At 57.2% G+C, this 21112-nt stretch carries 27 protein-coding genes; 13 read left to right on the top strand and 14 right to left on the bottom strand.

Translation table 11 applies throughout. The annotated features are described in order from the left end of the window. Positions 1 to 213: 213 nt before the first annotated feature. From A3H92_02740 to A3H92_02730, 3 genes are read left to right on the top strand one after another with little or no spacing between them, the layout of a single operon-like run. Positions 214 to 816: a hypothetical protein gene (locus tag A3H92_02740; GenBank protein OHC75605.1), complete on the top strand. Its 603-nt coding sequence runs from the start codon at positions 214 to 216 to the stop codon at positions 814 to 816. A gap of 16 nt (positions 817 to 832) precedes the next feature. Then, a complete protein-coding gene (locus A3H92_02735; protein OHC75604.1) occupies positions 833 to 1348 on the top strand; it encodes a hypothetical protein in 516 nt (171 codons plus the stop codon). A gap of 36 nt (positions 1349 to 1384) precedes the next feature. Beyond that, positions 1385 to 1858 carry a hypothetical protein gene (locus A3H92_02730; GenBank protein ID OHC75603.1) on the top strand — a complete coding sequence of 158 codons (474 nt, stop codon included), beginning with the start codon at positions 1385 to 1387 and terminating at the stop codon, positions 1856 to 1858. A gap of 716 nt (positions 1859 to 2574) precedes the next feature. Here the strand turns inward: A3H92_02730 and A3H92_02725 are convergent. Genes A3H92_02725 through A3H92_02695 form a run of 7 tightly spaced genes read right to left on the bottom strand, consistent with a single transcriptional unit; the run spans position 2575 to position 6435 of the window. Then, entirely contained in the window at positions 2575 to 2934 is a 360-nt protein-coding gene (locus A3H92_02725; GenBank protein OHC75602.1) for a histidine triad nucleotide-binding protein, read from the bottom strand. Positions 2935 to 2948: 14 nt separating this feature from the next. Continuing rightward, positions 2949 to 3296, bottom strand: coding sequence for a phosphoribosyl-ATP diphosphatase (locus A3H92_02720; protein ID OHC75601.1), 348 nt, complete (start codon positions 3294 to 3296; stop codon positions 2949 to 2951). A 3-nt stretch (positions 3297 to 3299) separates the two neighbouring features. Beyond that, positions 3300 to 4070: an imidazole glycerol phosphate synthase subunit HisF gene (locus A3H92_02715; protein OHC75600.1), complete on the bottom strand. Its 771-nt coding sequence runs from the start codon at positions 4068 to 4070 to the stop codon at positions 3300 to 3302. After that, positions 4064 to 4792: a 1-(5-phosphoribosyl)-5-[(5-phosphoribosylamino)methylideneamino]imidazole-4-carboxamide isomerase gene (locus A3H92_02710; GenBank protein ID OHC75751.1), complete on the bottom strand. Its 729-nt coding sequence runs from the start codon at positions 4790 to 4792 to the stop codon at positions 4064 to 4066. The genes A3H92_02715 and A3H92_02710 overlap by 7 nt, the downstream gene beginning before the upstream one ends. Further along, the gene (locus A3H92_02705; GenBank protein ID OHC75599.1) at positions 4792 to 5433 is read right to left on the bottom strand and encodes an imidazole glycerol phosphate synthase, glutamine amidotransferase subunit; all 642 of its coding nucleotides are present in this window, start codon (positions 5431 to 5433) and stop codon (positions 4792 to 4794) included. Before A3H92_02705 ends, A3H92_02710 begins: the two co-directional genes overlap by 1 nt. Beyond that, complete coding sequence (locus A3H92_02700; GenBank protein ID OHC75598.1) at positions 5430 to 5828, bottom strand: hypothetical protein; 399 nt, start codon at positions 5826 to 5828, stop codon at positions 5430 to 5432. Before A3H92_02700 ends, A3H92_02705 begins: the two co-directional genes overlap by 4 nt. A 7-nt stretch (positions 5829 to 5835) precedes the next feature. Beyond that, complete coding sequence (locus tag A3H92_02695; GenBank protein OHC75597.1) at positions 5836 to 6435, bottom strand: imidazoleglycerol-phosphate dehydratase; 600 nt, start codon at positions 6433 to 6435, stop codon at positions 5836 to 5838. A gap of 79 nt (positions 6436 to 6514) precedes the next feature. On the opposite strand from A3H92_02695, the gene A3H92_02690 reads away from it, so the two are divergent. The 3 genes from A3H92_02690 to A3H92_02680 all read left to right on the top strand — a co-directional run bounded on the left by A3H92_02690 (position 6515) and on the right by A3H92_02680 (position 9043). Next, entirely contained in the window at positions 6515 to 7063 is a 549-nt protein-coding gene (locus A3H92_02690) for an HslU--HslV peptidase proteolytic subunit (GenBank protein OHC75596.1), read from the top strand. Continuing rightward, positions 7060 to 8394, top strand: a complete 1335-nt coding sequence (locus tag A3H92_02685; GenBank protein OHC75595.1) for an HslU--HslV peptidase ATPase subunit — start codon at positions 7060 to 7062, stop codon at positions 8392 to 8394. The genes A3H92_02690 and A3H92_02685 overlap by 4 nt, the downstream gene beginning before the upstream one ends. A 373-nt stretch (positions 8395 to 8767) precedes the next feature. Next, the gene (locus tag A3H92_02680) at positions 8768 to 9043 is read left to right on the top strand and encodes a prevent-host-death protein (GenBank protein OHC75750.1); all 276 of its coding nucleotides are present in this window, start codon (positions 8768 to 8770) and stop codon (positions 9041 to 9043) included. Between the two features lie 146 nt (positions 9044 to 9189). Here A3H92_02680 and A3H92_02675 read toward each other — a convergent pair whose 3' ends face one another. From A3H92_02675 to A3H92_02665, 3 genes are read right to left on the bottom strand one after another with little or no spacing between them, the layout of a single operon-like run. Then, a complete protein-coding gene (locus A3H92_02675) occupies positions 9190 to 9723 on the bottom strand; it encodes a hypothetical protein (GenBank protein ID OHC75594.1) in 534 nt (177 codons plus the stop codon). After that, positions 9720 to 10808: a murein transglycosylase gene (locus A3H92_02670; GenBank protein ID OHC75749.1), complete on the bottom strand. Its 1089-nt coding sequence runs from the start codon at positions 10806 to 10808 to the stop codon at positions 9720 to 9722. The genes A3H92_02675 and A3H92_02670 overlap by 4 nt, the downstream gene beginning before the upstream one ends. Next, positions 10804 to 11541, bottom strand: coding sequence for a hypothetical protein (locus tag A3H92_02665; protein ID OHC75748.1), 738 nt, complete (start codon positions 11539 to 11541; stop codon positions 10804 to 10806). Before A3H92_02665 ends, A3H92_02670 begins: the two co-directional genes overlap by 5 nt. Positions 11542 to 11705: 164 nt before the next feature. Between A3H92_02665 and A3H92_02660 the strand changes: the two genes are divergently transcribed. The 3 genes from A3H92_02660 to A3H92_02650 all read left to right on the top strand — a co-directional run bounded on the left by A3H92_02660 (position 11706) and on the right by A3H92_02650 (position 12989). Then, positions 11706 to 11951 (top strand): prevent-host-death family protein, encoded by a 246-nt coding sequence (locus A3H92_02660; protein OHC75593.1) that lies wholly within the window; start codon positions 11706 to 11708, stop codon positions 11949 to 11951. Next, complete coding sequence (locus A3H92_02655; protein OHC75592.1) at positions 11951 to 12349, top strand: twitching motility protein PilT; 399 nt, start codon at positions 11951 to 11953, stop codon at positions 12347 to 12349. The genes A3H92_02660 and A3H92_02655 overlap by 1 nt, the downstream gene beginning before the upstream one ends. 205 nt (positions 12350 to 12554) lie before the next feature. Further along, positions 12555 to 12989, top strand: coding sequence for a protein-export chaperone SecB (locus A3H92_02650; GenBank protein ID OHC75747.1), 435 nt, complete (start codon positions 12555 to 12557; stop codon positions 12987 to 12989). A gap of 266 nt (positions 12990 to 13255) precedes the next feature. On the opposite strand, the gene A3H92_02645 is transcribed toward A3H92_02650, so the two are convergent. The 4 genes from A3H92_02645 to A3H92_02630 are packed head-to-tail and all read right to left on the bottom strand — an operon-like array spanning position 13256 to position 16199. Further along, complete coding sequence (locus A3H92_02645) at positions 13256 to 13924, bottom strand: DNA polymerase III subunit epsilon (GenBank protein OHC75591.1); 669 nt, start codon at positions 13922 to 13924, stop codon at positions 13256 to 13258. Then, the gene (locus tag A3H92_02640) at positions 13917 to 14546 is read right to left on the bottom strand and encodes a dephospho-CoA kinase (GenBank protein ID OHC75590.1); all 630 of its coding nucleotides are present in this window, start codon (positions 14544 to 14546) and stop codon (positions 13917 to 13919) included. Before A3H92_02640 ends, A3H92_02645 begins: the two co-directional genes overlap by 8 nt. After that, the gene (locus A3H92_02635) at positions 14546 to 15385 is read right to left on the bottom strand and encodes a shikimate dehydrogenase (GenBank protein OHC75589.1); all 840 of its coding nucleotides are present in this window, start codon (positions 15383 to 15385) and stop codon (positions 14546 to 14548) included. Before A3H92_02635 ends, A3H92_02640 begins: the two co-directional genes overlap by 1 nt. After that, positions 15378 to 16199, bottom strand: a complete 822-nt coding sequence (locus A3H92_02630; protein ID OHC75588.1) for a phosphoenolpyruvate synthase regulatory protein — start codon at positions 16197 to 16199, stop codon at positions 15378 to 15380. The genes A3H92_02635 and A3H92_02630 overlap by 8 nt, the downstream gene beginning before the upstream one ends. 399 nt (positions 16200 to 16598) lie before the next feature. Here A3H92_02630 and A3H92_02625 point away from each other — a divergent pair, with 399 nt between their 5' ends. The 4 genes from A3H92_02625 (at position 16599) to A3H92_02610 (ending at position 20996) form a co-directional block, all read left to right on the top strand. Beyond that, complete coding sequence (locus A3H92_02625; GenBank protein ID OHC75587.1) at positions 16599 to 17669, top strand: uroporphyrinogen decarboxylase; 1071 nt, start codon at positions 16599 to 16601, stop codon at positions 17667 to 17669. Between the two features lie 4 nt (positions 17670 to 17673). Further along, complete coding sequence (locus tag A3H92_02620; GenBank protein ID OHC75586.1) at positions 17674 to 18702, top strand: ferrochelatase; 1029 nt, start codon at positions 17674 to 17676, stop codon at positions 18700 to 18702. Positions 18703 to 19115: 413 nt separating this feature from the next. Then, entirely contained in the window at positions 19116 to 19562 is a 447-nt protein-coding gene (locus tag A3H92_02615) for a TIGR00701 family protein (GenBank protein ID OHC75585.1), read from the top strand. 177 nt (positions 19563 to 19739) lie between these two features. Further along, entirely contained in the window at positions 19740 to 20996 is a 1257-nt protein-coding gene (locus A3H92_02610) for a transcription termination factor Rho (GenBank protein ID OHC75584.1), read from the top strand. Positions 20997 to 21112: the final 116 nt, after the last annotated feature.

The raw sequence follows: 21112 nt of genomic DNA, 5'->3' as shown, positions 1-21112 counted from the left end.
ACAAAAGACTTTTTAACACAGAGGCACAGAGAAGATTAAGCGAGGTCTTTTTCCTGCTTTTTCTTTTTTCTCTATCCTCCTCTGTGTCTCTGAGCCTCTGTGGTCCATAAAACCATATTTTCTTCAGGCAGAGATCACGGCACATCGCCGCCATGATTTCGCCGCAAACCCGCATCATATGCTGCGAACGAACCTCTCAAAAGGATATTCGGTTTGACGACCGCGAAAGCCCGCAACAAGTCATCTACGGCGACTGTCATCCTTGCCTTCGGGGGAGGAGCGCTGGCGCTGGGGGCATTGGCCTATGTGATTCTTGCCGGCATCCCCGACGGCAAAGCCTTTTCACTGGTCGATCATACCGGGCGCGCGGTAACCGACAAGGATTATCGGGGCCGCTATATTCTCGCCTTCTTCGGCTACACATCCTGTCCGGATATCTGTCCCACCGAGCTGACGGCAATCGCCGAGGCGCTGAACATCCTGGGCGAGGCCGGCGCCGAGGTAGTCCCCATTTTCATCACCGTCGATCCCGAACGCGACACCCCCGAACATCTGAAAGGCTATGTGGAGAACTTCCATCCCCGGATGGTCGGCCTTACCGGAACGCAGGGACAAATTGCCGCCGCCGCCAAAGCCTATCGGGCGCAATACGTCAAACTGGGCGATGAAGATAACGACCCCGATACCTATTACATGGGCCACACCTCGACCATCTATCTGTCCGGCCCCGACGGCAAGGCGTTGTTCAGCTTTGAACGCGGCTCCGGACCCGAGAAAATAGCCGCCGAAATTCAAAAGTTTATCGGCCATTCATAAACCAGGGAGTACGAATATGAAGTATGGATTTTTAGCATTGATACTGACCGCGACGCTGCTGCCGGTCGCCCCGGCCTCGGCGGAAGATTTCAAAATCGGCGACCTGACGATCAGCAATCCCTGGGCGCGGGCCTCGGCCGGCAACGCCAGGAACGGCGCCGCCTACCTGATGCAGATAGTCAATAACGGCCACGACGTTGATCGCCTGATCGCCGCCGCCGCTCCAACCGCCAAGAAGACCGAACTGCACAACAACATAACGGAAGACGGCATAGCCAAGATGCGGCCGGTCAAAGCCATCGAGATCAACCCCGGCGAGCCTTCGATGCTGAAGCCCGGCGGACTCCACATCATGATGATGGACCTCGAAAAACCCCTCGTTCCGGGAACAATCTTTCCGATGACTCTCACCTTCGAGAAAGCCGGTCAGGTCGAAGTGCGGGTCACGGTGATGGAAGTCGGCTCGATGGGCCATTCACCGATGATGGACCACGACAAGATGCACGAAACAATGCACGGCCCCAAGCAATAATTCACGGCAACATGACTGAAGAAAGGAATGCCCCCTATGAACAAGAAACTTGTTGAAGACGGCCTGGTAAACAGAAGAAACGTGCTGGCCGGGGCCGGCGCCCTGATCGCCGCCGCGACGATATCCGGGAAGGCCGCAGCGGCGGAACCGGCGATGGGCCATATGGACCACAGCGCCAACAAATACCAGGCGCTGGCCGACGCCGCCCTGCACTGCGTGAGCATGGGGCAGGCCTGCATCAACCACTGTCTCATCACCTTCAAGAAAGGGGACGCAAGCCTCGCCGATTGCGCCAGACTGGTCGAGCAGACGATTGCCATAAGCCAAACGCTGGCCCAATTCGCCGCCCTCGAATCGCCCTATATCGCCGCGCTGGCCAAGCTGTGCATCGATGTATGCTCCGCCTGCGAAGCGGAATGCCGCAAACATGCCGATCTTCATGTCGCCTGCAGGAACTGCGCGGAATCCTGCCTGATGTGCATAAAGGAATGCAAAAAGATCGCCGCTTAAGGTCTCAATGCCGGCCGCCGCGCTTACCCCCCGGCGACCGGCAAGGGGGAGAGGGAAACAGCCGCCCTCTCCCCCCCCTTTTTTTTTATTGACGATTCATTTCCTTTTTGTGCACTGATCAAATGGCTTGAGCTATGGATAGATCAGGTTAACCACAGAGGCGCAGAGGCACAGAAAAGAAAGAAAAAACTTTTCTCAAATTGCACGAAACGCGCTTAAATTTTCTCTTGCCTTCTCCGTGCCTCTGCGCCTCTGTGGTTAAAAAATCTTTATTGACCCTACCGCGCCGGCATCGCCCCCAGGTTGCGGTCGGCGAAGATGTGGACATGAAAATGGGGGACTTCCCGGTTGGCGTCGCGCCTTTGCGCCTTCGCGTGACCGACCATGTTTCACGCAAAGACGCGAAGTCATGATGGAGGGTAATGCCAATGGTCGCCGGCATTATCCGCGTTGATCCGTGTCCATCTGCGGCATGTTAATTCTTCTCCACCCGCTTGATACACACTCGGTCGGCGTCACCCGAATAACGATATTCTGCGGTTGGACTTTTTGTTCGTCCGGGCTTATATTCGGGGCATGAGTACAATGATCACTGAACTGAAATGCGACAATCGTCTTATCAAATGGATGGTAGGCTTTAACCTGACTCTGACCGCCGCCGTATTTGCCAAGCTGTTTTTGAACTGATATCGGTTTAGTAGGCGGCGCCCCATACCCTACCGCGTCAGCATCGGCCCCAGGTTGCGGCCGGCGAAGATATGGACATGAAAATGGGGGACTTCCTGGTTGGCGTCGCGCCCGTTGTTGGCGAGGATGCGGTAACCGCCCTTGTTCAGGCCCAATTCCCGCGCCGTCGTTGCGACGGCGCGCCAGAAACCGGCGGCCTCGGCCTCGGTTGCGTCGGCTGAAAAATCATCCATGGACGCATAAGGCCCCTTGGGAATCACCAGCACATGCACAGGGGCCTGGGGATTGATGTCGTTGAAGGCCAGCGCGAAGTCATCCTCGTAAACCTTGGCGCAGGGGATTTCGCCGCGAAGAATTTTGGCAAAAATGTTTTTTGCGTCATATGCCATAACCTTCAGGCCCCCTATTTTTCATGTTTCCCGCCTTTTATCTTTTTCTCGTCCAGGCCCGAAAAGCCCTCGCGGCGCGCCAGTTCCGCCCAGACCTCTTTGGGCTTGACGCCGACATCGACCCACAGCAGCAGCAAATGAAACAGCAGATCGACGCTTTCGCTGACCACCTCCTCGGATGATCCTTCCAGCGCCGCGATGATGGTTTCCACCGCCTCCTCGCCCAGCTTCTGGGCGATCTTTCCCCTTCCCCTGGCGAACAACTTGGCCGAATAGGATACTTTGGGATCGCCGCCGCGACGGCTCTTTACTACCTCGAACACACGCTCCACAACGGTAATATCGACCGGTTTATCCGCCATCTGTTATCCTTCAGGTTCATAGCGCACGGGGACTCCCGCCGCCTTCATATAAGCCTTGGCCTGACCGATGGTAAAGGTTCCGAAATGAAAAATCGAGGCCGCCAGAACCGCCGAAGCATGACCGTCAACCACGCCTTCGACCAGATGATCCAGGGTCCCGACGCCGCCGGAAGCGATCACAGGCACGGGCACGGCGTCGGCTATAGCCCGAGTCAACCCGATATTGAAACCTTTTTTGGCGCCGTCATGATCTATGGAGGTCAGTAAAATCTCCCCGGCGCCGTACTCGGCCATGCGTTTTGACCACAAAATGGCGTCAATGCCGGTCGGGTTGCGTCCGCCGTGGGTAAAAATCTCGTGACGCCCGTCGCCGACGGTCCTGGCGTCGATGGAAACGACGATGCACTGACTGCCGAATTTTTCCGCCGCCTCGCGCACGAACTCGGGACGCTTCACCGCCGCCGTATTGATGGAAACCTTGTCGGCGCCGGCGAGCAGCAGCCTGCGGATATCGTCCAGGGCGCGCACCCCGCCGCCGACCGTCAACGGCATGAAACATTCCTCGGCGGTGCGCCCCACCACGTCAAAGATCGTTTCGCGGTTCTCGTGACTGGCGGTGATGTCGAGGAAAGTCAGCTCGTCGGCCCCTTCGCGGTCGTAGATGCGGGCCTGTTCCACCGGATCGCCGGCGTCGGCCAGATCGACAAAGTTGACGCCTTTGACGACGCGGCCCCCCTTAACGTCCAGACAAGGGATGATCCTGACCTTCAGCATGACCCCTCCAGCGCGGCGACGGCGGCCGCCGGATCGATCCGCCCGTCATAAACGGCGCGGCCGCTGATCACCCCCTCGATCATCGGCGCTTCATCCTTGAGCTTTTTCAGGTCATCCATCGAAGACACCCCCCCCGAAGCGATCACCGGCGTTGAAATCGCCCCGGCCAGCGCCGCAACGGCGGCGATATTGGGGCCTTCCATGGCGCCGTCGCGACCGATGTCGGTATAGATGATGGCGGCGACGCCGGCGTCTTCGAATTTCAACGCCAGATCGAGAACCTTGATCGTCGAAACCTCGGCCCAGCCCTCGACGGCGACCAGGCCCTCCCTGGCGTCAATGCCGACCGCCACCCGCCCCGGATAGCGGCGGCAGGCTTCCTTGACCAGTCCGGGATCGCGCAGAGCCGCCGTCCCCAGAATCACCCGGCTTACCCCCTTGTCCAGCCAGAACGCAACCGTCGCCAGATCGCGAATGCCGCCGCCGAGCTGCACCTTGATCTTTACCGTTGCCAGGATGGACTTCACCGCTCCGTCGTTGACCGGACGCCCGGCGAAAGCGCCGTCAAGATCGACCATGTGCAGCCAGCGACAGCCGGCCGAAGAAAAAACAGCGGCCTGTCCGGCGGGATCGTCGCTGAACACCGTGGCCTGTTCCATATCGCCGCGAACCAGCCGCACGCACTGTCCGTTCTTGAGATCAATGGCGGGAAAAAAAATCATTATGGCCGCCATTCAAGAAAGTTGGTGATCAGTTTAAGCCCCGTCGCCTGACTTTTTTCCGGGTGAAACTGGACGCCGATCATGTTGTCGCGTCCGATAACGGCGCTGACTTCCCCGCCGTAATCGGTATGCGCCAACACCATCGCCGGATCGGCGGCGACGAATCCGTAGCCGTGAACGAAATAGACATGCACTCCCGGCGCCGCCCCCTTGAAAAACGGATGATTCGAAGAAAAATTCAATTCATTCCAGCCCATGTGAGGGATTTTTAATGTCGCGTCCGCCAGCTTAAGCGGGACGACCTCGCCTTTAATCCACCCCAGACCGTCATGCCGTCCATGTTCAAGGCCGACCGTCGCCATCAGTTGCATGCCGACGCAAATGCCGAGAAACGGCCTGCCGTTCCTGATAACAGCCCGCTCCAGGGCTTCGATCATGCCGGGCAGGGCCGTCAGGCCTTTCTTGCAGTCGGCGAAAGCGCCGACGCCGGGCAGCACGATATGATCGGCGGCGTCAAGATCGGCGGCGGCGCCGGTCACGACAATCCCGGTTTTCAGACCGGCCTCGGCGGCGGCGCGCTCGAAGGCCTTGGCGGCGGAGCGCAAATTACCCGAGCCGTAGTCGATAATGGCGACGTTCACGACCGGGCTTTCGCCGCCGGCGTAATTAACAACTCCGGCGATCCGTCGAGGAAGCGCCGCTCGGCATCCTCAAGACTTTGCCCGGAAACCACCGCCTCAATGACATATCCACTACGTTTCAGCGTCCACCGCCGAAGATCGTTGGCGATGAAGCCGACCGCTGCGGCGAAGCCCAGCGACATCGCCGCCTGGGCAAACGGATTCAAATCCGGCATTGACGACAGCAGGCTCACCGCCAGATTCGCCGCCGCCAGCATCAGCGCCGCCCACCACAAACGATGCCATAACGCCCACAGCGCCGACAGGAAAAAGCCGGGCCAACTGAACCCTTCCTTGACCAGCACAAAATCGGCCAGCGGGTCGAAACGCTTTAAGTGAACGGTGTAAATCTGCATGACGGACTCATAGCGAGCCGCCAAGGACGCCCTTGGTGGAAGGCGCCTCGTCGGGCTTGCGCGGATCAATCTCCACCGCCTGGCGCAGGGCGCGCGCCAAGCCCTTGAAACAGGACTCGACAATATGATGGTTATTGTCGCCGTACAGGGTTTCCACATGCAGGGTAATCCCCGCCGCCTGGGTGAACGCCCGGAACCATTCCTTGAACAGTTCGGTGTCCATTCCGCCCAGTTTGTCGCGGACAAACACAACCTTCCACACCAGATAAGGGCGCATGGAAGCGTCCAGCGCCACTCGCGTCAGGGCCTCGTCCATGGGCGCCATGGCGCTTCCGTAACGGGTGATTCCCTTGCGGTCGCCCAGCGCCTTGGCCACCGCCTCGCCGATGGCGATGCCCACGTCCTCGGTAGTGTGATGGGAATCGATGTGAAGATCGCCTTCGGCTTTTACCTCAAGGTCAATCAGGCTGTGGCGCGAAAGCTGTTCCAGCATATGGTCAAGGAAGCCGACGCCCGTTGCGATGTCATAGCTCCCCGAGCCGTCCAGATTGACGGCGACCTTGATTTTGGTCTCGTTAGTATTACGTTCAACGCCGGCCCTGCGCATGACGGCCTCCTTTGAAGGAACTTGTAGCAGGATGTTTTTTGATTCGCCAGATATCAATGCTGGGGTATAGTCGGCGATCATGACCAAAGACAATGAACAGAGCTGGCACGGCACCACCATTCTGGCCGTACGCAAAGATAAAAAGGTAGTCATCGCCGGCGACGGTCAGGTGAGTCTGGGCAACACCATCATCAAGGCCAACGCCAGGAAAGTGCGCCGTCTTTCCAATGATTCGGTGATCGTCGGTTTCGCCGGCGCCACCGCCGACGCCTTCACCCTGCTGGAGCGCCTGGAAGGAAAGCTTGAACAGTATCCCGGCCAGCTTACCCGCGCCTGCGTGGAAATGGCCAAGGACTGGCGCACCGACCGCTATCTGCGCCGCCTTGAAGCGATGATGGCGGTCGCCGACAAAGACATCTCCCTGGTGCTTACCGGCACCGGCGACGTTCTGGAGCCGGAGGACGGACTGATCGGCATCGGCTCCGGCGGCAATTACGCGCTGGCGGCGGCGCGCGCCCTGTTCGGCCAAAAAGGCCTGGACGCCGAGCAGATCGCCCGTCAGGCCATGGCCGTCGCCGCCGGAATCTGCGTTTACACCAACACCTCCGTCACCATTGAGTCCTTATGAGCATCCCCGACGCCACCAGCTTCACGCCGCGTGAGATCGTCTCCGAACTGGACCGCTACATCGTCGGCCAGGACGACGCCAAACGCGCCGTCGCCATCGCCCTTCGCAACCGCTGGCGGCGCCAGCAGCTTGACGATAACATGCGCGAAGAAGTGCTGCCCAAGAATATCCTGATGATCGGACCCACCGGCGTCGGCAAAACCGAGATTGCGCGTCGCCTCGCCAACCTTGCCCAGGCGCCGTTTATCAAGGTGGAAGCCACCAAGTTTACCGAAATCGGCTACGTCGGCCGCGATGTCGAACAGATCATCCGCGATCTGGTGGAAATCGCCGTTCATCTGGTCAACGAGCGCATGCGCAAGCAAATGACGGCGAAGGCGGAGCTGCTGGCCGAGGAAAGAGTGCTTGACGCCCTGGTCGGCGACAGCGCCGGCAAAGACACCCGCGAAAAATTCCGCAAGAAATTACGCGCCGGCGACCTCAACGACAAGGAAATCGAAATCCCCATCGCCGATTCCGGCTCCGGCGCCATGGGCATGCCGACCATCGACATCCCCGGCATGCCGGGTTCGCAGATGAGCATGATCAACCTCAACGAGATCATGAGCAAGGCCTTCGGACAAGGCTCGTTAAAGCCCAAGCGCATGACCGTCGCCGAATCCTATAACGTGCTGACCACCGAGGAAGCCGACAAGTTGCTGGACAAGGAAAAGGTGATCCGCGTCGCCATCGAGGAGGTGGAAAACAACGGCATCGTCTTTATTGACGAAATCGACAAGATTACCGGACGCTCCGAGAGAATCGGCGCCGACGTCAGCCGCGAAGGCGTGCAACGCGACCTGCTGCCGCTGATCGAAGGCACGACGGTCTCGACCAAGCGCGGCTCCGTCAGGACGGACCATATCCTGTTCATCGCCTCCGGCGCTTTTCATCTGGCCAAGCCTTCGGACATGCTGCCCGAATTGCAGGGACGCCTGCCTATCCGCGTCGAGTTGAAGGCGCTGACCCGCGATGACTTCATCCGCATCCTCACCGAGCCGGAGGCCAGCCTGATCAAGCAATATATCGCCCTGATGGGCGTGGAGGACGTGACCCTGGAATTCACCGACGACGCCGTCACCGAGATCGCCGATCTGGCGGCGAAAATCAACGGCAGCGTCGAAAACATCGGCGCCCGCCGCCTGCAAACGGTAATGGAAAAGCTGGTCGAGGACATCAGCTTCAACGCCTCCGAACGCAGCGGCGAATCTCTCGCCATCAACGCCGAATATGTGCGCGATAAAGTCAGCAAACTGGCCGAAAACTCCGACCTCAGCAAATTCATTCTTTGATCACGCATAGAACGCCCCATCGCCGCCGTCGCGAGATATTGCTCTGATTAAATAAAACACCATTTCATGAAACACAGAGGCTCAGAGACACAGAGAAGAATTAAAAAAAAGCGGAAAGAAAACTTCGCTTGATCTTCTCTGCGCCTCTGTGCCTCTGTGGCCAAAACACATAAAATACCACGTCGCCGACCGCGCCCAACGGTAGACTACCAAGGCGGAGAGACGCCGGTTCTTCATGTTCATCTTGCCGCAGTCATCCGAAAGGCGCATTATCTGACCAGCTGGTCCGTTTATGGAGACGGTTATGAGCGTCAAGGAAAAGGCCCTTGCCGGACGCAAGAGAGCGCAAAAAGATCAGGGAGTCCGCTTCAGCATTGAAAGGACGGCGGTTCGCAGTCTCCACGCCTGGAAGCTGGAAGACGCCAAGGCGCGATTCAGCGAGGTCGTCAGGCTGGCCCGCGAGGAGGGTCCCCAACGGGTGACCTGTCGCGGCAAGGACGCCGTTGTGGTCATCGCCGTGGATGAACTGAAACGGCTGCTGCCGGCGGAGCGCCCCGAACAGTCTCTGGTCGATTTCCTGCAGGGCACGGCGCTCGCCGAGATCGACATCCGCCGCGAGCCGGATCGCGGTCGCGAGATCGCCCTGTGATCGGGGGACTGCCGGACACCAACGTGATCTCCGAACTCGCCCGTCCCGGCTGTGACCCGAAGGTCGCGGTCTGGGGCCGGATCAGCGGCGTCGCCGTCTTCAATCCGTGGAACGACGATCCGGCGGGTTTTGTCCTCTCGCGTTGATCACCGCTTTTTCTTTAACAGCACATAAAGCGCGCCGTCGCCGCCGTCGCGGGAGGCGGCCTGGGTGAGGCTGATGATCTTTTCGCGGTTGGGCGACTGATTAAGCCATCTCGGAACCCCTGAACGCAACACGCCCGCCGACAAGCCGCCTCGCCCCTTGCCGGTGATCACCAGCACGCAACGCCGCCCCGAATCGTAAGATTTTGCGATAAAATCCGCCAGTGCGCCATGAGCCTGATGTTGGGTCATGCCGTGCAGGTCAACCCGCGCCTCGATGGAGGTCTTGCCCTTTTTCAGGCGGCGGGCGGTGCGCCAATCGGCGGCGGGCGGCGCATCGCCGCCGGGAGCGGGGGGATTCGGCGGCAGTTTAATGATCGCAGGCGAAACACACGGGGGTTTTGTCCGCTTGATCGCCGCCACATCCGCAGTTACGGCCTTTTTTCGACCGCAAAGCGGCTTAACGCCGGCGGTCACCCTTTGCCATAAATCATCATCTTCAGGGCCGGCGGTTGTTTTCGACTTTTTCCCCGTCATGGGGCCGCGCTTTTCGGAAGCAACAGGAAATAACGACCGGATTGTTTCATCTCCCCGGCTTTTTCAGCGGCGGCGGCGCCGAATCCCCAAAACAGATCGCCGCGCACCGGCCCCTTGATGGCGCCGCCGGTATCCTGGGCGACGACCAGACGACGCAACGGCTTGGCCGGATTCATCGGATCGGTGGTGTCCAGCCACACCGGCAATCCGAAGGGGATGAATTGCTTGTCAACGGCAAGGCTGCGCCCCGGCGTCAAGGCGACCCCCTGGGCGCCGATCGGCCCCTCGCCCTTGATCTCCCTGAAAAAAATGTAAGACGGATTGCGAGCCATCATTTCGGCGCTCTGTTGCGGATGGGCATACAGCCAGGCGCGAATGGCCTGCATGGAAACCTGATCCTTGGGCATGACGCCGCTTTTCACAAACTCATGGCCGATGGACACATAGGCATGGCCGTTACGCCCGGCGAATCCCAGGCGCACCGTTTGGCCGTCTTCCATAACCACGCGCCCGGACCCCTGCACATGGAGAAAGAAAACATCCACCGGGTCGTCCGCCCACAGCAGTTCCAGGCCCTTGCCCGCCAACGCCCCCCCTTCGATCCCGGCGCGGGTTTCCGTCGTCGCTTTTGCCGGCAAGGAATAAACGGGCGTTTGATAACGTCCGTGCCGGGTCCGCGAACCATGCAGTTCCGCCTCGTAATAGCCCGTGAACAATCCTTGCGGATTCTCCCTGTCCGCCGCCAGAAAAGGCGTAAACCAGGTCTCGAAATATGAACGGGCCGCCCGGCTGTCCCCCTCGGGAACCCGCCCGGCGGCGGCGCACGCCTGCTTCCAGTCGGCTACCGTTTCCCCCGACCCGCCGACGTTGAACCGGCGGCCGTCCGGCAACGTCGCCGGCAAGGCGCAGGAACGAACCAGCGCCGGCAGCGCCGCAAAATGAGCATCCTCCGCCCATCCGGGAAGCATGGAAAAGGTTGAGCGGGTCAGATTAAGCCTGGCTTCGCCGGGAGGGGGCGGCGGCGCGACGGGAGCGCACGCGGCAACGGCGGCGATAACGACGGCGGCGGACGGCAACCGTCTAATCAAGGCTGCGGGTGGCGACCAGCAACCAGTTGGGATCACGGGACTTTGTATCACGGGCAAAGGTCCAGAAATCGGTTATCTCGGCGACATAGTCGGGGTTGCCGCTGATGACTTCGCCTTTTTCGTCACGGGTCGCGTTGATCTGGTCGCTGACGAACTTGATGGTTATATGGGCGACCGAGTCTTCCATATACGCTTCCAGGGCCTCCGCCTTCTTGATGCCGACAAGCGTTTCCTCAAGAGTCTCCTTGGCCTGTTCACGATCCTTGATCGACTGGGTGAAATTGCCGAAGACCTCGGCATTGAGCATCGGTTTCAGAACCTTGATTTCTCCGGCGGCATAGGCGTTGAGAATTATTTCAAAGGCAATCTTGGCGCCGGAAACAAATTCCTCCTGATCAAATCGGGAATCGGCCTTTTTGATTTTTTTGAACCCGGCGGCCAAAGGGCTTTCTTCCGCAGCGGCTTCTTCATCGATTTCCGACGCGAGGTCATCATCAGCGCCGAAAGCTCCGCGAGCAGGCAACTTGACCACATTATCCCGTGACTGTTTTTTCGGCTGTCCCTTGGGCGGCGCCTTGGGCTGCGCCTTGGAGCGCGCCGCCGGAAAGACGCCGCGATTGCCTTCTTCATAGCCGTCGCGACGACCGAGGACGCTCCGCAACCGCAGGACCAGAAAGACCGCAATCATGGCAAAAAAAACGATGTCTATTATCTGAAAGCCGTCGCCCACGACTTGCTGATCCACGTCATCCCCCGACCGGAGTTAAAAGGTTCTCAGGCTTAGATAGGCCTTCTTGACCAAGAGAGCAAGCGCGGCGGTTTTTTCGTCATTGACATATCGATATATTCAAGACGATTATTAACCGGTTAATTTAACCGGTTAAAGTTTCAGCCATGCGTGAAATCCAGGCGTCCGAGGCCAAAGCCCATCTTTCCCAACTGCTTGATGACGTCGAGCACGGCGAAACCCTGATCATCACCCGGCACGGTCGCTCTATCGCCAGACTGGTTCCGGAACACGACCGCCGGCAAGAGGAAGTTGACAAAGCCATTGCCGACATTGCGGCGCGCCGCCGCTGCGCCGCCTCGATCACGACGGAAGAAATACTGTCAGCCCGCAATGAAGGCCGGAAACCCTGATGCCCTTCGTCATCGACGCCTCGATCACAGCCTGCTGGGCTTTTCATGACGAAGATCATCCACAGGCCGATCTTGCTCTTGTCCGCATCCGCACGGACGAAGCGACAGCGCCGAGCCTGTGGTGGTTTGAAGTGCGTAATATTCTGGTGGTGAATGAGCGCCGCAAAAGGCTGACCGAGGCCGACAGCGCCGCCTTTCTGCGTGATCTGTCCCGCCTGGGAGTAATCTTGGATAGATCGCCGCAGGAAGGAGAGGTTCTTCGCCTGGCGCGAACGCACCGTCTGTCGGTATATGATGCCGCTTACCTGGAATTGGCGCGGCGAAAAGGCCTCGCCCTGGCGACGCTTGACGCCGCCCTTGTCCGCGCCGCTCGCTCTGAATCAGTCTCCCTGGTTTGAAATAGTTGTTTTGAACGACAATCCATGATAGCTCACCATACGCTTATGCACCGGAAGACGAATGATGACTGAAAAGAAACCAAAAAAACCCGCCAAAAAGAAACCGGACGAAAAGAAGCCGGTCGCCGCCGCCGCAGTTACGGCAGAAGTTCCCGGCAGGAATGTTTCCAACGTTTCCGCCAAGAGCGACGCGCCGCCGCCGGTCATTATTAATGCCCAGTATATCAAGGACCTTTCGTTTGAGGCCCCTAACGCTCCTCATATTTTTACGGATATGCAAAAACAGCAGCCGGACATTTCCATCAATATCGATGTCAGGGCGCAGCCGCTTCATAACAACGCCTTTGAAGTCGTTTTGCATATCACTTCCGAATGCAAGGTCGGAGAAAAAATCGCCTTCATCCAGGAACTGGTCTATGGCGGCGTTTTCAGCCTCAATGTGCCGCCCGAACATATCCAGGCCGTTCTTCTGATCGAATGTCCGCGCCTGTTGTTCCCGTTCGCCCGCAACATCATCGCCGATTCTTCACGCGACGGCGGTTTCCCGCCGCTTATGCTGGGGCCGATCGACTTCGTTAATATGTTCAAAAACCGCCAGGAAACGCCGGCGCGTAAAGAAGGCTCACCTTCCGTAAATTAGAGCATTATCCGACCAAATTAAACCGCCTGCGCCGGAGGTATTTTTTGGCGCGGGCAGGAAAAGGGCGCGGCTCGTAGCGTACACTACGGGCAAGCCCTTTGACAAACCCACGCCGAAAAAGACCCCGGCCCTTCGGGTTACGCATTGGCGGACGCCCGCTTCGTTGCGCCGTTCGACCGATGCTTTTGCATCGCTCTTCACGGCGCGTCTTGCGGATCGCCTCGCCAATGCGCAACGCAGATGATTCAATTTGGTCGGATAGTGCTCTAACGCCGCCAAACAGGCGAATCCAGTTTTTCGAGAAAGTTCGCATGCGCCGCCTCTTCTTCGGGCGTGGGAGCATACAAACGCGGCGGACGCGGCGTCTGCCGCCCGGCAATGACTTCGGCGGTCTGTCTGATCGCCGCCAGCTCCAGGTCCGGTTGCCGTCCGCCGACAAGCTCCAGATAAACCGCCGCCAGCAACCGGGCGTCCTTGAGAGCGCCGTGCAACTCGCGGTCACTGACATCAATGGCAAAGCGGCGGCATAACGCATCCAGATTGGCCTGGGCGCCCGGAAACTTGTTGCGGGCAAGTTTCACGGTGTCAATGACCCGTTCCATCGGCAGTTCCGCCCGCCCGAGGCGTTTCAGTTCGGCGTTTATGAACCCCAGGTCAAATCCGGCATTGTGAATCACCAGCACGGAATCTCCGATAAACTCCAGAAATCCGTCGGCGACATCGGCGAAGGCCGAGTGTTTCGACAAAAATTCCCGGGACAGGCCATGCACCCTGAAGGCGCCCTCCGGCACGTCCCGTTCGGGATTCACATAACATTGAAAGGTGCGCCCGGTGGCTATGTGATTAAGCAACTCGACGCCGCCGATTTCGACGATCCGGTCATCGCCGCCGTAGTTCAATCCCGTAGTTTCCGTATCGAGAGCTATTTCACGCATTGATTTTCCCCGAAAACAACCACTTCGACCCGCGCACCCCCCGCATCATTTTGACGATCTTCTTCACCTCGCGCCAGGTGAAAGCGCGACCCGCTCCGGTGGCGATGACAAAATCGGCTTTTTGCCGTTTAACGGCATCCGGCATTTGGCGCGAGCGAAAAAACGCCAGCCGTTCGCGGGTCATGCCGGGTCTCGCCAGAACCCTCGCCTCCTGAACAAAAGACGGCGCCGACACGACGATAACCGCGTCACAGCGCGTCTGGCCGCCGGTTTCAAACAGCAACGGTATTTCAAGAACCACCAGAGGACATTTCCGCAAGGCGGCGTCGCGCAGAAACTGCCGCTCACGGCGGCGAACCACCGGATGGAGAATGTCTTCAAGCCGTTTCAACGCCGCTTCGTCCCCGATCACCCGCTCGGCCAGGGCTTGGCGGTCAATTATTCCATTTTGCGCGACGCCGGGAAAAGCCGCCTCAATCGCCGCCGCCGCCGCCCCGCCGCCGGCCTGCGCCTCGTGAACCGCTTTGTCGGCGTCGTACACCAAAACGCCCAGCCGCCGAAAAATGCCGGAAACCGCGCTCTTTCCCATGCCGATGGATCCGGTGAGGCCCAGGATAACCATTAAAGACCCTGCAATACATGGGCGCGCAGGCCGGCGGTGACTTGCGGCTCGACGCCGAACCAGGCGGCAAAGCCCGGCCGCGCCTGATGCAGCAGCATTCCAAGACCGTCAACCGCAAGATTGCCGCGCCTGTTCGCGCTTTCCAGCAAGGGCGTCGCTAAAGGGGAATAAACAATATCGTTGACGACGGCCTTGACCGGCAGCCGCGAAAGATCAAGCTCCAGCGGAGGTTTGCCGGTCATCCCCATCGTTGTCGCATTGACGAGAAGGGCGGCGCCGTCAAGAGCCGTCGCTCTTTCTTCCCATGAATAAATCCTGATCGGGCCGCCGATATGTTCAGCCGTCGTCTCCGCCCGCAAACGGGTGCGATTGATCAACCGCAGTTCGGGAACTCCGGAATCGATCAAAGCCGCGCACACCGCGCGGGCGGCGCCGCCGGCGCCGATGACGACCGCCGGTCCTTGCGCCGGCGACCACGAAGGGGCGTTTGATTTCAAGTTCTCCAGAAACCCGAAGCCATCCGTGTTGCGGCCTAAAAGACGACCGTCGGCTTGAACGATAATCGTATTAACCGCGCCTGTCCGCCGCGCCTGACCATCGATTTCATCGATATATTTCAGGGCTTCTTCTTTGTAAGGCACGGTGACATTGGCGCCGGCGAAGCCGTCATCAGACAGCATCCGCATCATTCGGGCAAAATTTTCCGGCGGCGCCGCCAGCGGCTCATACGAGCCGTTGACGCCATATTCATTCAGCCAATATCCGTGCAGGCGCGGCGAAAGAGAATGACTGACAGGCCACCCCAAGACCCCGGATCGTATGGTTTTTTCATCAACCAGTTAAATGATTCCTGTGTTGTTTATGCAACTGAATGATCATGGCGGCGACTTCCTCAATGGACCTGCGGGTAACATCGATTACCGGCCAGTTATATCTGGTGAACAATTTACGGGATTCGTTGATTTCTTTTATCACCGTATCGATATCGATATAATCCGTTGACTCATCCTGTTTGAGAAACCGTAACCGATTCCGGCGAATCTGCACGAGACGCTTGGGATCATTGACAAGTCCGATAATTATCGGCGTCGTCGCCTCGATCACTTCCGGCGGCAACAAACTGCCGGGAACAAGCGGAATGTTCGCCGCTTTGATCCCGCGATTGGCAAGATAAATGCAGGTCGGCGTTTTCGAAGTGCGCGAAACGCCGAGAATGATGACATCAGCCTGATTGATGGTCGATGTCGATTGTCCGTCGTCATGATTCAAGGCGAAGTGAACCGCTTCTATGCGGCTGAAATACTCCGCGTCCATGACATGTTGTTTTCCGGGACGGGTATGGGTTTCCGCATCAAGAAAATTTCCCAGATTGGCGATAATCGGATCAAGCAGAGAAACGCAGGGCATGTCTATTTTACGACATTCGTCTTCCAGAATTTTCCTCAATTCACTGTTAACAAAGGTAAAAATAACAAATCCCGGATTTTTATTTATGCCGTCAACAACCTTTTGCATCTGAATTTTATTGCGAACCATCGACCAGATATGTTCGACGCTGTTTACGCTTTTAAATCGCGCCAGACTGGCGCGGGTCGCAGTCAAAACCGTCTCCCCCGTTGAATCGGAAATCAAGTGAAAATGGTATTCTTTCATAATATTACTATTCTCTCATAACTTCGGGAAGAATTGTGGATAACTTTTGATTTTAAAAATTGCCTCGATTCGATCTCCATAATCTTATATTTTTTTCATTTTTTATACCGAGGCAAAAAATATAATACATAAACCTGTAATATTCTGAACATACCGGAAGCGCCGTTATTTTTTCCCCACCTTTCACATTATTATATAATATGAAACAAAGCGGGGTTTTCATGATTAAATTTGCCTGACATGACCGAAATAATCACCTTAAAAAAATTCCGGTTTTAATAATTATTTTATGTCTTGATAATCTATGGATAACTTGTAATCCCCGTTTTTTACCGCATTACAACATCTACTAATCTTTTATATATAATAAGATTCTTTTAGAAGAAGGCCTGTATAAATATGTCGCCTGTTTCCCTTTGTCGCAATGATGAAAAAACGGACAAGCTTTTTTTACGCGCTTTGAAAGGCGAGGTCCTTTCCCGTCCGCCTTTCTGGCTGATGCGTCAGGCTGGTCGTTATCTTCCTGAATATCGGGAAATAAGGAAAAATGCGAAAGATTTTCTCCATTTTTGTTATACCCCCGATCTTGCCGTTGAAGTGACTCTCCAACCGTTGCGTCGTTACCATATGGATGCGGCGATTCTTTTCAGCGATATTCTGGTAATACCCGACGCCCTGGGGCAGAAGGTGAATTTTATCGAAGGGCAAGGCCCGGCGCTTGAACCTATTCGTTCCGTCGAAGGGTTAAATAGGCTTGATATCAACCGAGTGAACGATCATTTAGCGCCGGTGTTTGAGACCGTAAACCGTCTTTCCCGTGAAATTCCGAAGGAAACGACTTTGATCGGATTTGCCGGATCGCCGTGGACGGTTGCCGTTTACATGGTGGAAGGCTGTGGCGGAACCGATTGCGGCAACGCCAAAACATGGGCCTATAAGTCACCTGATGATTTTCAAAAACTCATCGATTTACTGGTTGAGGCCACTGCCGGGTATTTAATCGAGCAAATTAAAAACGGCGCCGAAGCGATTCAATTATTTGACAGTTGGTCCGGCGTTCTCGGCGAAATCCAGTTTCATCGTTGGGTGATCAAACCGACCGCTGAAATCGTCAGGCGGATTAAATCGGTTTATCCGAAGACACCGATCATCGGCTTTCCCCGCCACGCCGGGGTTCTCTACAAAGACTTTGTTGATGAAACCGGCGTTGACGGCGTAAGCCTGGATGACACAATTCCCCTGCAATGGGCCAAGAAAGAACTGCAAAGCCGTTGCGCCGTGCAGGGTAACCTGGATAACCACCTGCTGGTCATGGGCGGCGTTGAAATGGAAACGGAAATAAAGCGGATTATTGAAACATTTTCAAAGGGACCGTTCATCTTCAACCTCGGCCATGGAATTTTACAATTCACGCCGCCGGAAAATGTGGCGCGATTGGCGGAATTGATCCATGGGTGGAAAAGCCGGTAAATGGATGACGAAACTGGCTGTCGTTCTGTTCAACATGGGCGGCCCGGATCGGCCGGAGTCCGTCAGGCCGTTTCTCTTTAATCTTTTTAACGATCCGGCGATCATCGGCGCTCCGCAGCCGATACGCCGGGTTCTGGCCGAATTTATTTCACGCAAAAGAGCGCCGACGGCGCGCCGGATCTATGAAAAGATCAACGGGCGCTCGCCGCTTCTCGAACTGACGAAGAACCAGGCCGCAGCGCTGGAGGAGCGTTTACGCTCCAAAGGCGAGGCGCGGGTGTTCATCGCCATGCGCTATTGGCATCCGTTCAGCGACGAGGCCGCCGCCGAGGTGGCGTCGTACCATCCGGATGAAATTGTCCTCTTGCCGCTCTATCCCCAATTTTCCACCGCCACTACCGGCTCATCGCTGAAGGACTGGCGCCGGGCCGCCGCCGCCGCCGGCATCGCCGCGCCGACATACGCGGTCTGCTGCTATCCGGATGATCCGGGATTTATCGAGGCGCAAAGAAAGCCGGTTCTCGCCGGGATCGAGGAAGCTTCCCGCTTCGGCGCACCGAGGGTTCTGTTTTCGGCGCACGGCCTGCCGAAAAAAGTTGTTGAACGGGGCGATCCGTACGCCCGGCAGGTGGAGCGCACCGCCGAAGCCGTGGTCAAAGCCCTGAATATTCCGGCATTGGACCGGGTGGTCTGTTACCAAAGCAAGGTGGGGCCGATGGAGTGGATCGGACCGGCGACGACAGACGAACTGAAGCGCGCCGCCGTCGAGCAAAAGCCTGTGGTCGTGGTCCCGATCGCTTTTGTTTCCGAGCATTCGGAAACCCTGGTCGAACTGGATATCGAATACCGCGAATTGGCCCTGGAATGGGGCGTCTCGGCCTATGTCAGGGTGGCGACGGTGGGGACTGCGGCGGAATTCATCGACGGCCTCGCCGGGATGGTCGAGCGGGCGGCAATGAAAAAACAAGAGTTGATTTCAGGGACCAATGGTCGTTTATGTCCGGCCGAGTGTGGGCGTTGCCCTCATGAATAATGCCGGCGGTCGTAAAAAATGACTCTGAAAAAATCCGCCCCCTTTTGAAGAGGGAATTATCGGCTTCTGTGTTTTGACACAGAGGCGCAGAGAAGATTAAGCGAAGTTTTCTTCCTGCTTTTTCTTTATTTCTCTCTATCCTCCTCTGTGTCTCTGAGCCTCTGTGGTCCATAAAACAGTATAGGCGGCAACCTCCCCTTGCCCCTCCTTGGTAAGGAGGGGAAAAGAAGCGGGCGGCCTCCTTGGCAAGGAGGGGAAAGCGCCGGGAATGATTATTCGCGTTAATCCGTGGATCAAAACCCAGTTCGAGGGTCAGGCGGAAGTAAGCGCGGCGACGGGGAGTCAATAATATTCGTGGCCTTGGCCCCCGCAGTCATTTATGAACTCGATGAGTGATTATCACGGATTAGCCGATGTTTGAATTATCCGGAACCGCCTATTTATGGATAAAGGCCCTGCATATAATCAGCGTCATCGCGTGGATGGCGGGCCTTCTCTACCTGCCGAGGCTGTTTGTTTATCATACCCAGGTTGAGCCTGATTCTCCGTCGTCGGCGCTGTTCAAGGTGATGGAGCGGCGGCTGCTGAAGGCGATAATGCACCCCGCCATGGCGTCGTCGGTTTTGTTCGGCGGCTTGTTATCGGCCGATCTCGCCGCCGCCGCCTGGGCCATGGGCTGGCTGCACGCCAAACTGCTATGCGTGGCGGGGCTGTTGGCGACACATGCGTATCTGGCCCGCTGCGTCGCCGACTTCGCCGCCGACAACAACAAATGTTCGGAAAAGTTTTATCGGTTCATCAATGAAGTTCCCACGGCATTGATGATCGGCATTGTCATCCTCGCCGTCGTAAAGCCGTAATTTACGGCTTTTTGGGAATTCTTTATTTGACTTGTGAAAAGGTTTAGTTGATCCTGCGCCCGTCGGAAATAATAATATAATCACAGCACTCCGGCTTTTCCTGTCTTGAAGAACGATCCGAACGGGCGTCGCGCCCCGCCTTTTTTCTCCATTTCCCCCAACCGATAAGACCGCATCATGAGACTCCATGAATTAAAGACCAAGCCCGCCGCCGAGCTTCTCGCCTATGCCGAGGAGCTGGATATCGAGAACGCAAGTTCGCTGCGCAAGCAGGAAATGCTGTTCGCCATCCTCAAGAAAATGGCCGAGAACGATATCGCTATTTTCGGGGACGGCGTTCTGGAAGTGCTCCAGGACGGGTTCGGGTTCCTGCGCTCTCCCGAGGCCAATTATTTGCCCGGACCCGATGATATCTATGTATCGCCCAGCCAGGTGCGGCGCTTCAGCCTGAGGACCGGAGACACGGTCGAAGGGCAGATCCGGTCGCCGAAAGACGGCGAGCGTTATTTCGCCCTGCTCAAACTAAACTCCATTAATTTTGAGGATCCGGGCAAGGTGCGCCACCGCACCAACTTTGACAATTTGACGCCTCTTTACCCCGACGAGCGGCTGGTGATGGAAGTCGAAGACCCGACGATCAAGGACTGGACCTTGCGGGTTATTGATCTGGTCACCCCCATCGGCAAGGGGCAACGGGCGCTGATCGTAGCGCCGCCGCGCACCGGCAAGACGATGATGCTTCAAAGCATCGCCCACGCCATCGCCGCCAATCATCCGGAATGTTATCTGATCGTGCTTCTTATCGACGAGCGGCCCGAAGAGGTCACGGACATGGAGCGCTCGGTTAAAGGCGAGGTGATCAGTTCAACGTTTGATGAGCCGGCTTCGCGCCATGTGCAGGTGGCGGAGATGGTGATCGCCAAGGCCAAGCGTCTGGTCGAGCACAAACGCGACGTCGTTATTCTCCTCGATTCGATTACCCGTCTGGCCCGCGCCTACAACACGGTCGTTCCTTCTTCCGGCAAGGTTCTCACCGGCGGCGTCGACGCCAATGCCCTGCAAAAGCCCAAGCGCTTCTTCGGCGCCGCCCGCAACATCGAGGAAGGCGGCTCGTTGACCATCGTCGCCACGGCGCTGGTCGATACCGGATCGCGCATGGACGAGGTTATTTTCGAGGAATTCAAGGGAACCGGCAATTCGGAAATCATTCTCGACAGGAAACTGGTCGACAAGCGTATTTTCCCGAGCATCGACATCACCAAGTCGGGCACCCGCAAGGAAGAACTGCTGGTCGATAAGGGCACCTTGTCCAAAATGTGGGTGTTGCGCCGCATTCTTAATCCGATGGGTGTGGTTGACGCCCTGGAATTCCTGGGCGGCAAAATTAAAGACACCAAGTGTAACAACGACTTCTTCGATTCTATGAACAGTTAGGGCCAAGACTCATTAAATTCATGAATTCTGCGCGAAGCAGAAAAGGCGATCCGGCTATGAAAAGGCCGAAAAGCGTAGTATTCGCTACGGTTGAGGCCTTTGAAGACGTCCGGTCG

The organism is Rhodospirillales bacterium RIFCSPLOWO2_02_FULL_58_16 (genome assembly GCA_001830425.1).
Classification (GTDB): domain Bacteria; phylum Pseudomonadota; class Alphaproteobacteria; order Rhodospirillales; family 2-02-FULL-58-16; genus 2-02-FULL-58-16.
Note: the sequence above shows the minus strand (reverse complement) of the source record. Positions and strands in the feature narration are given on the sequence as shown.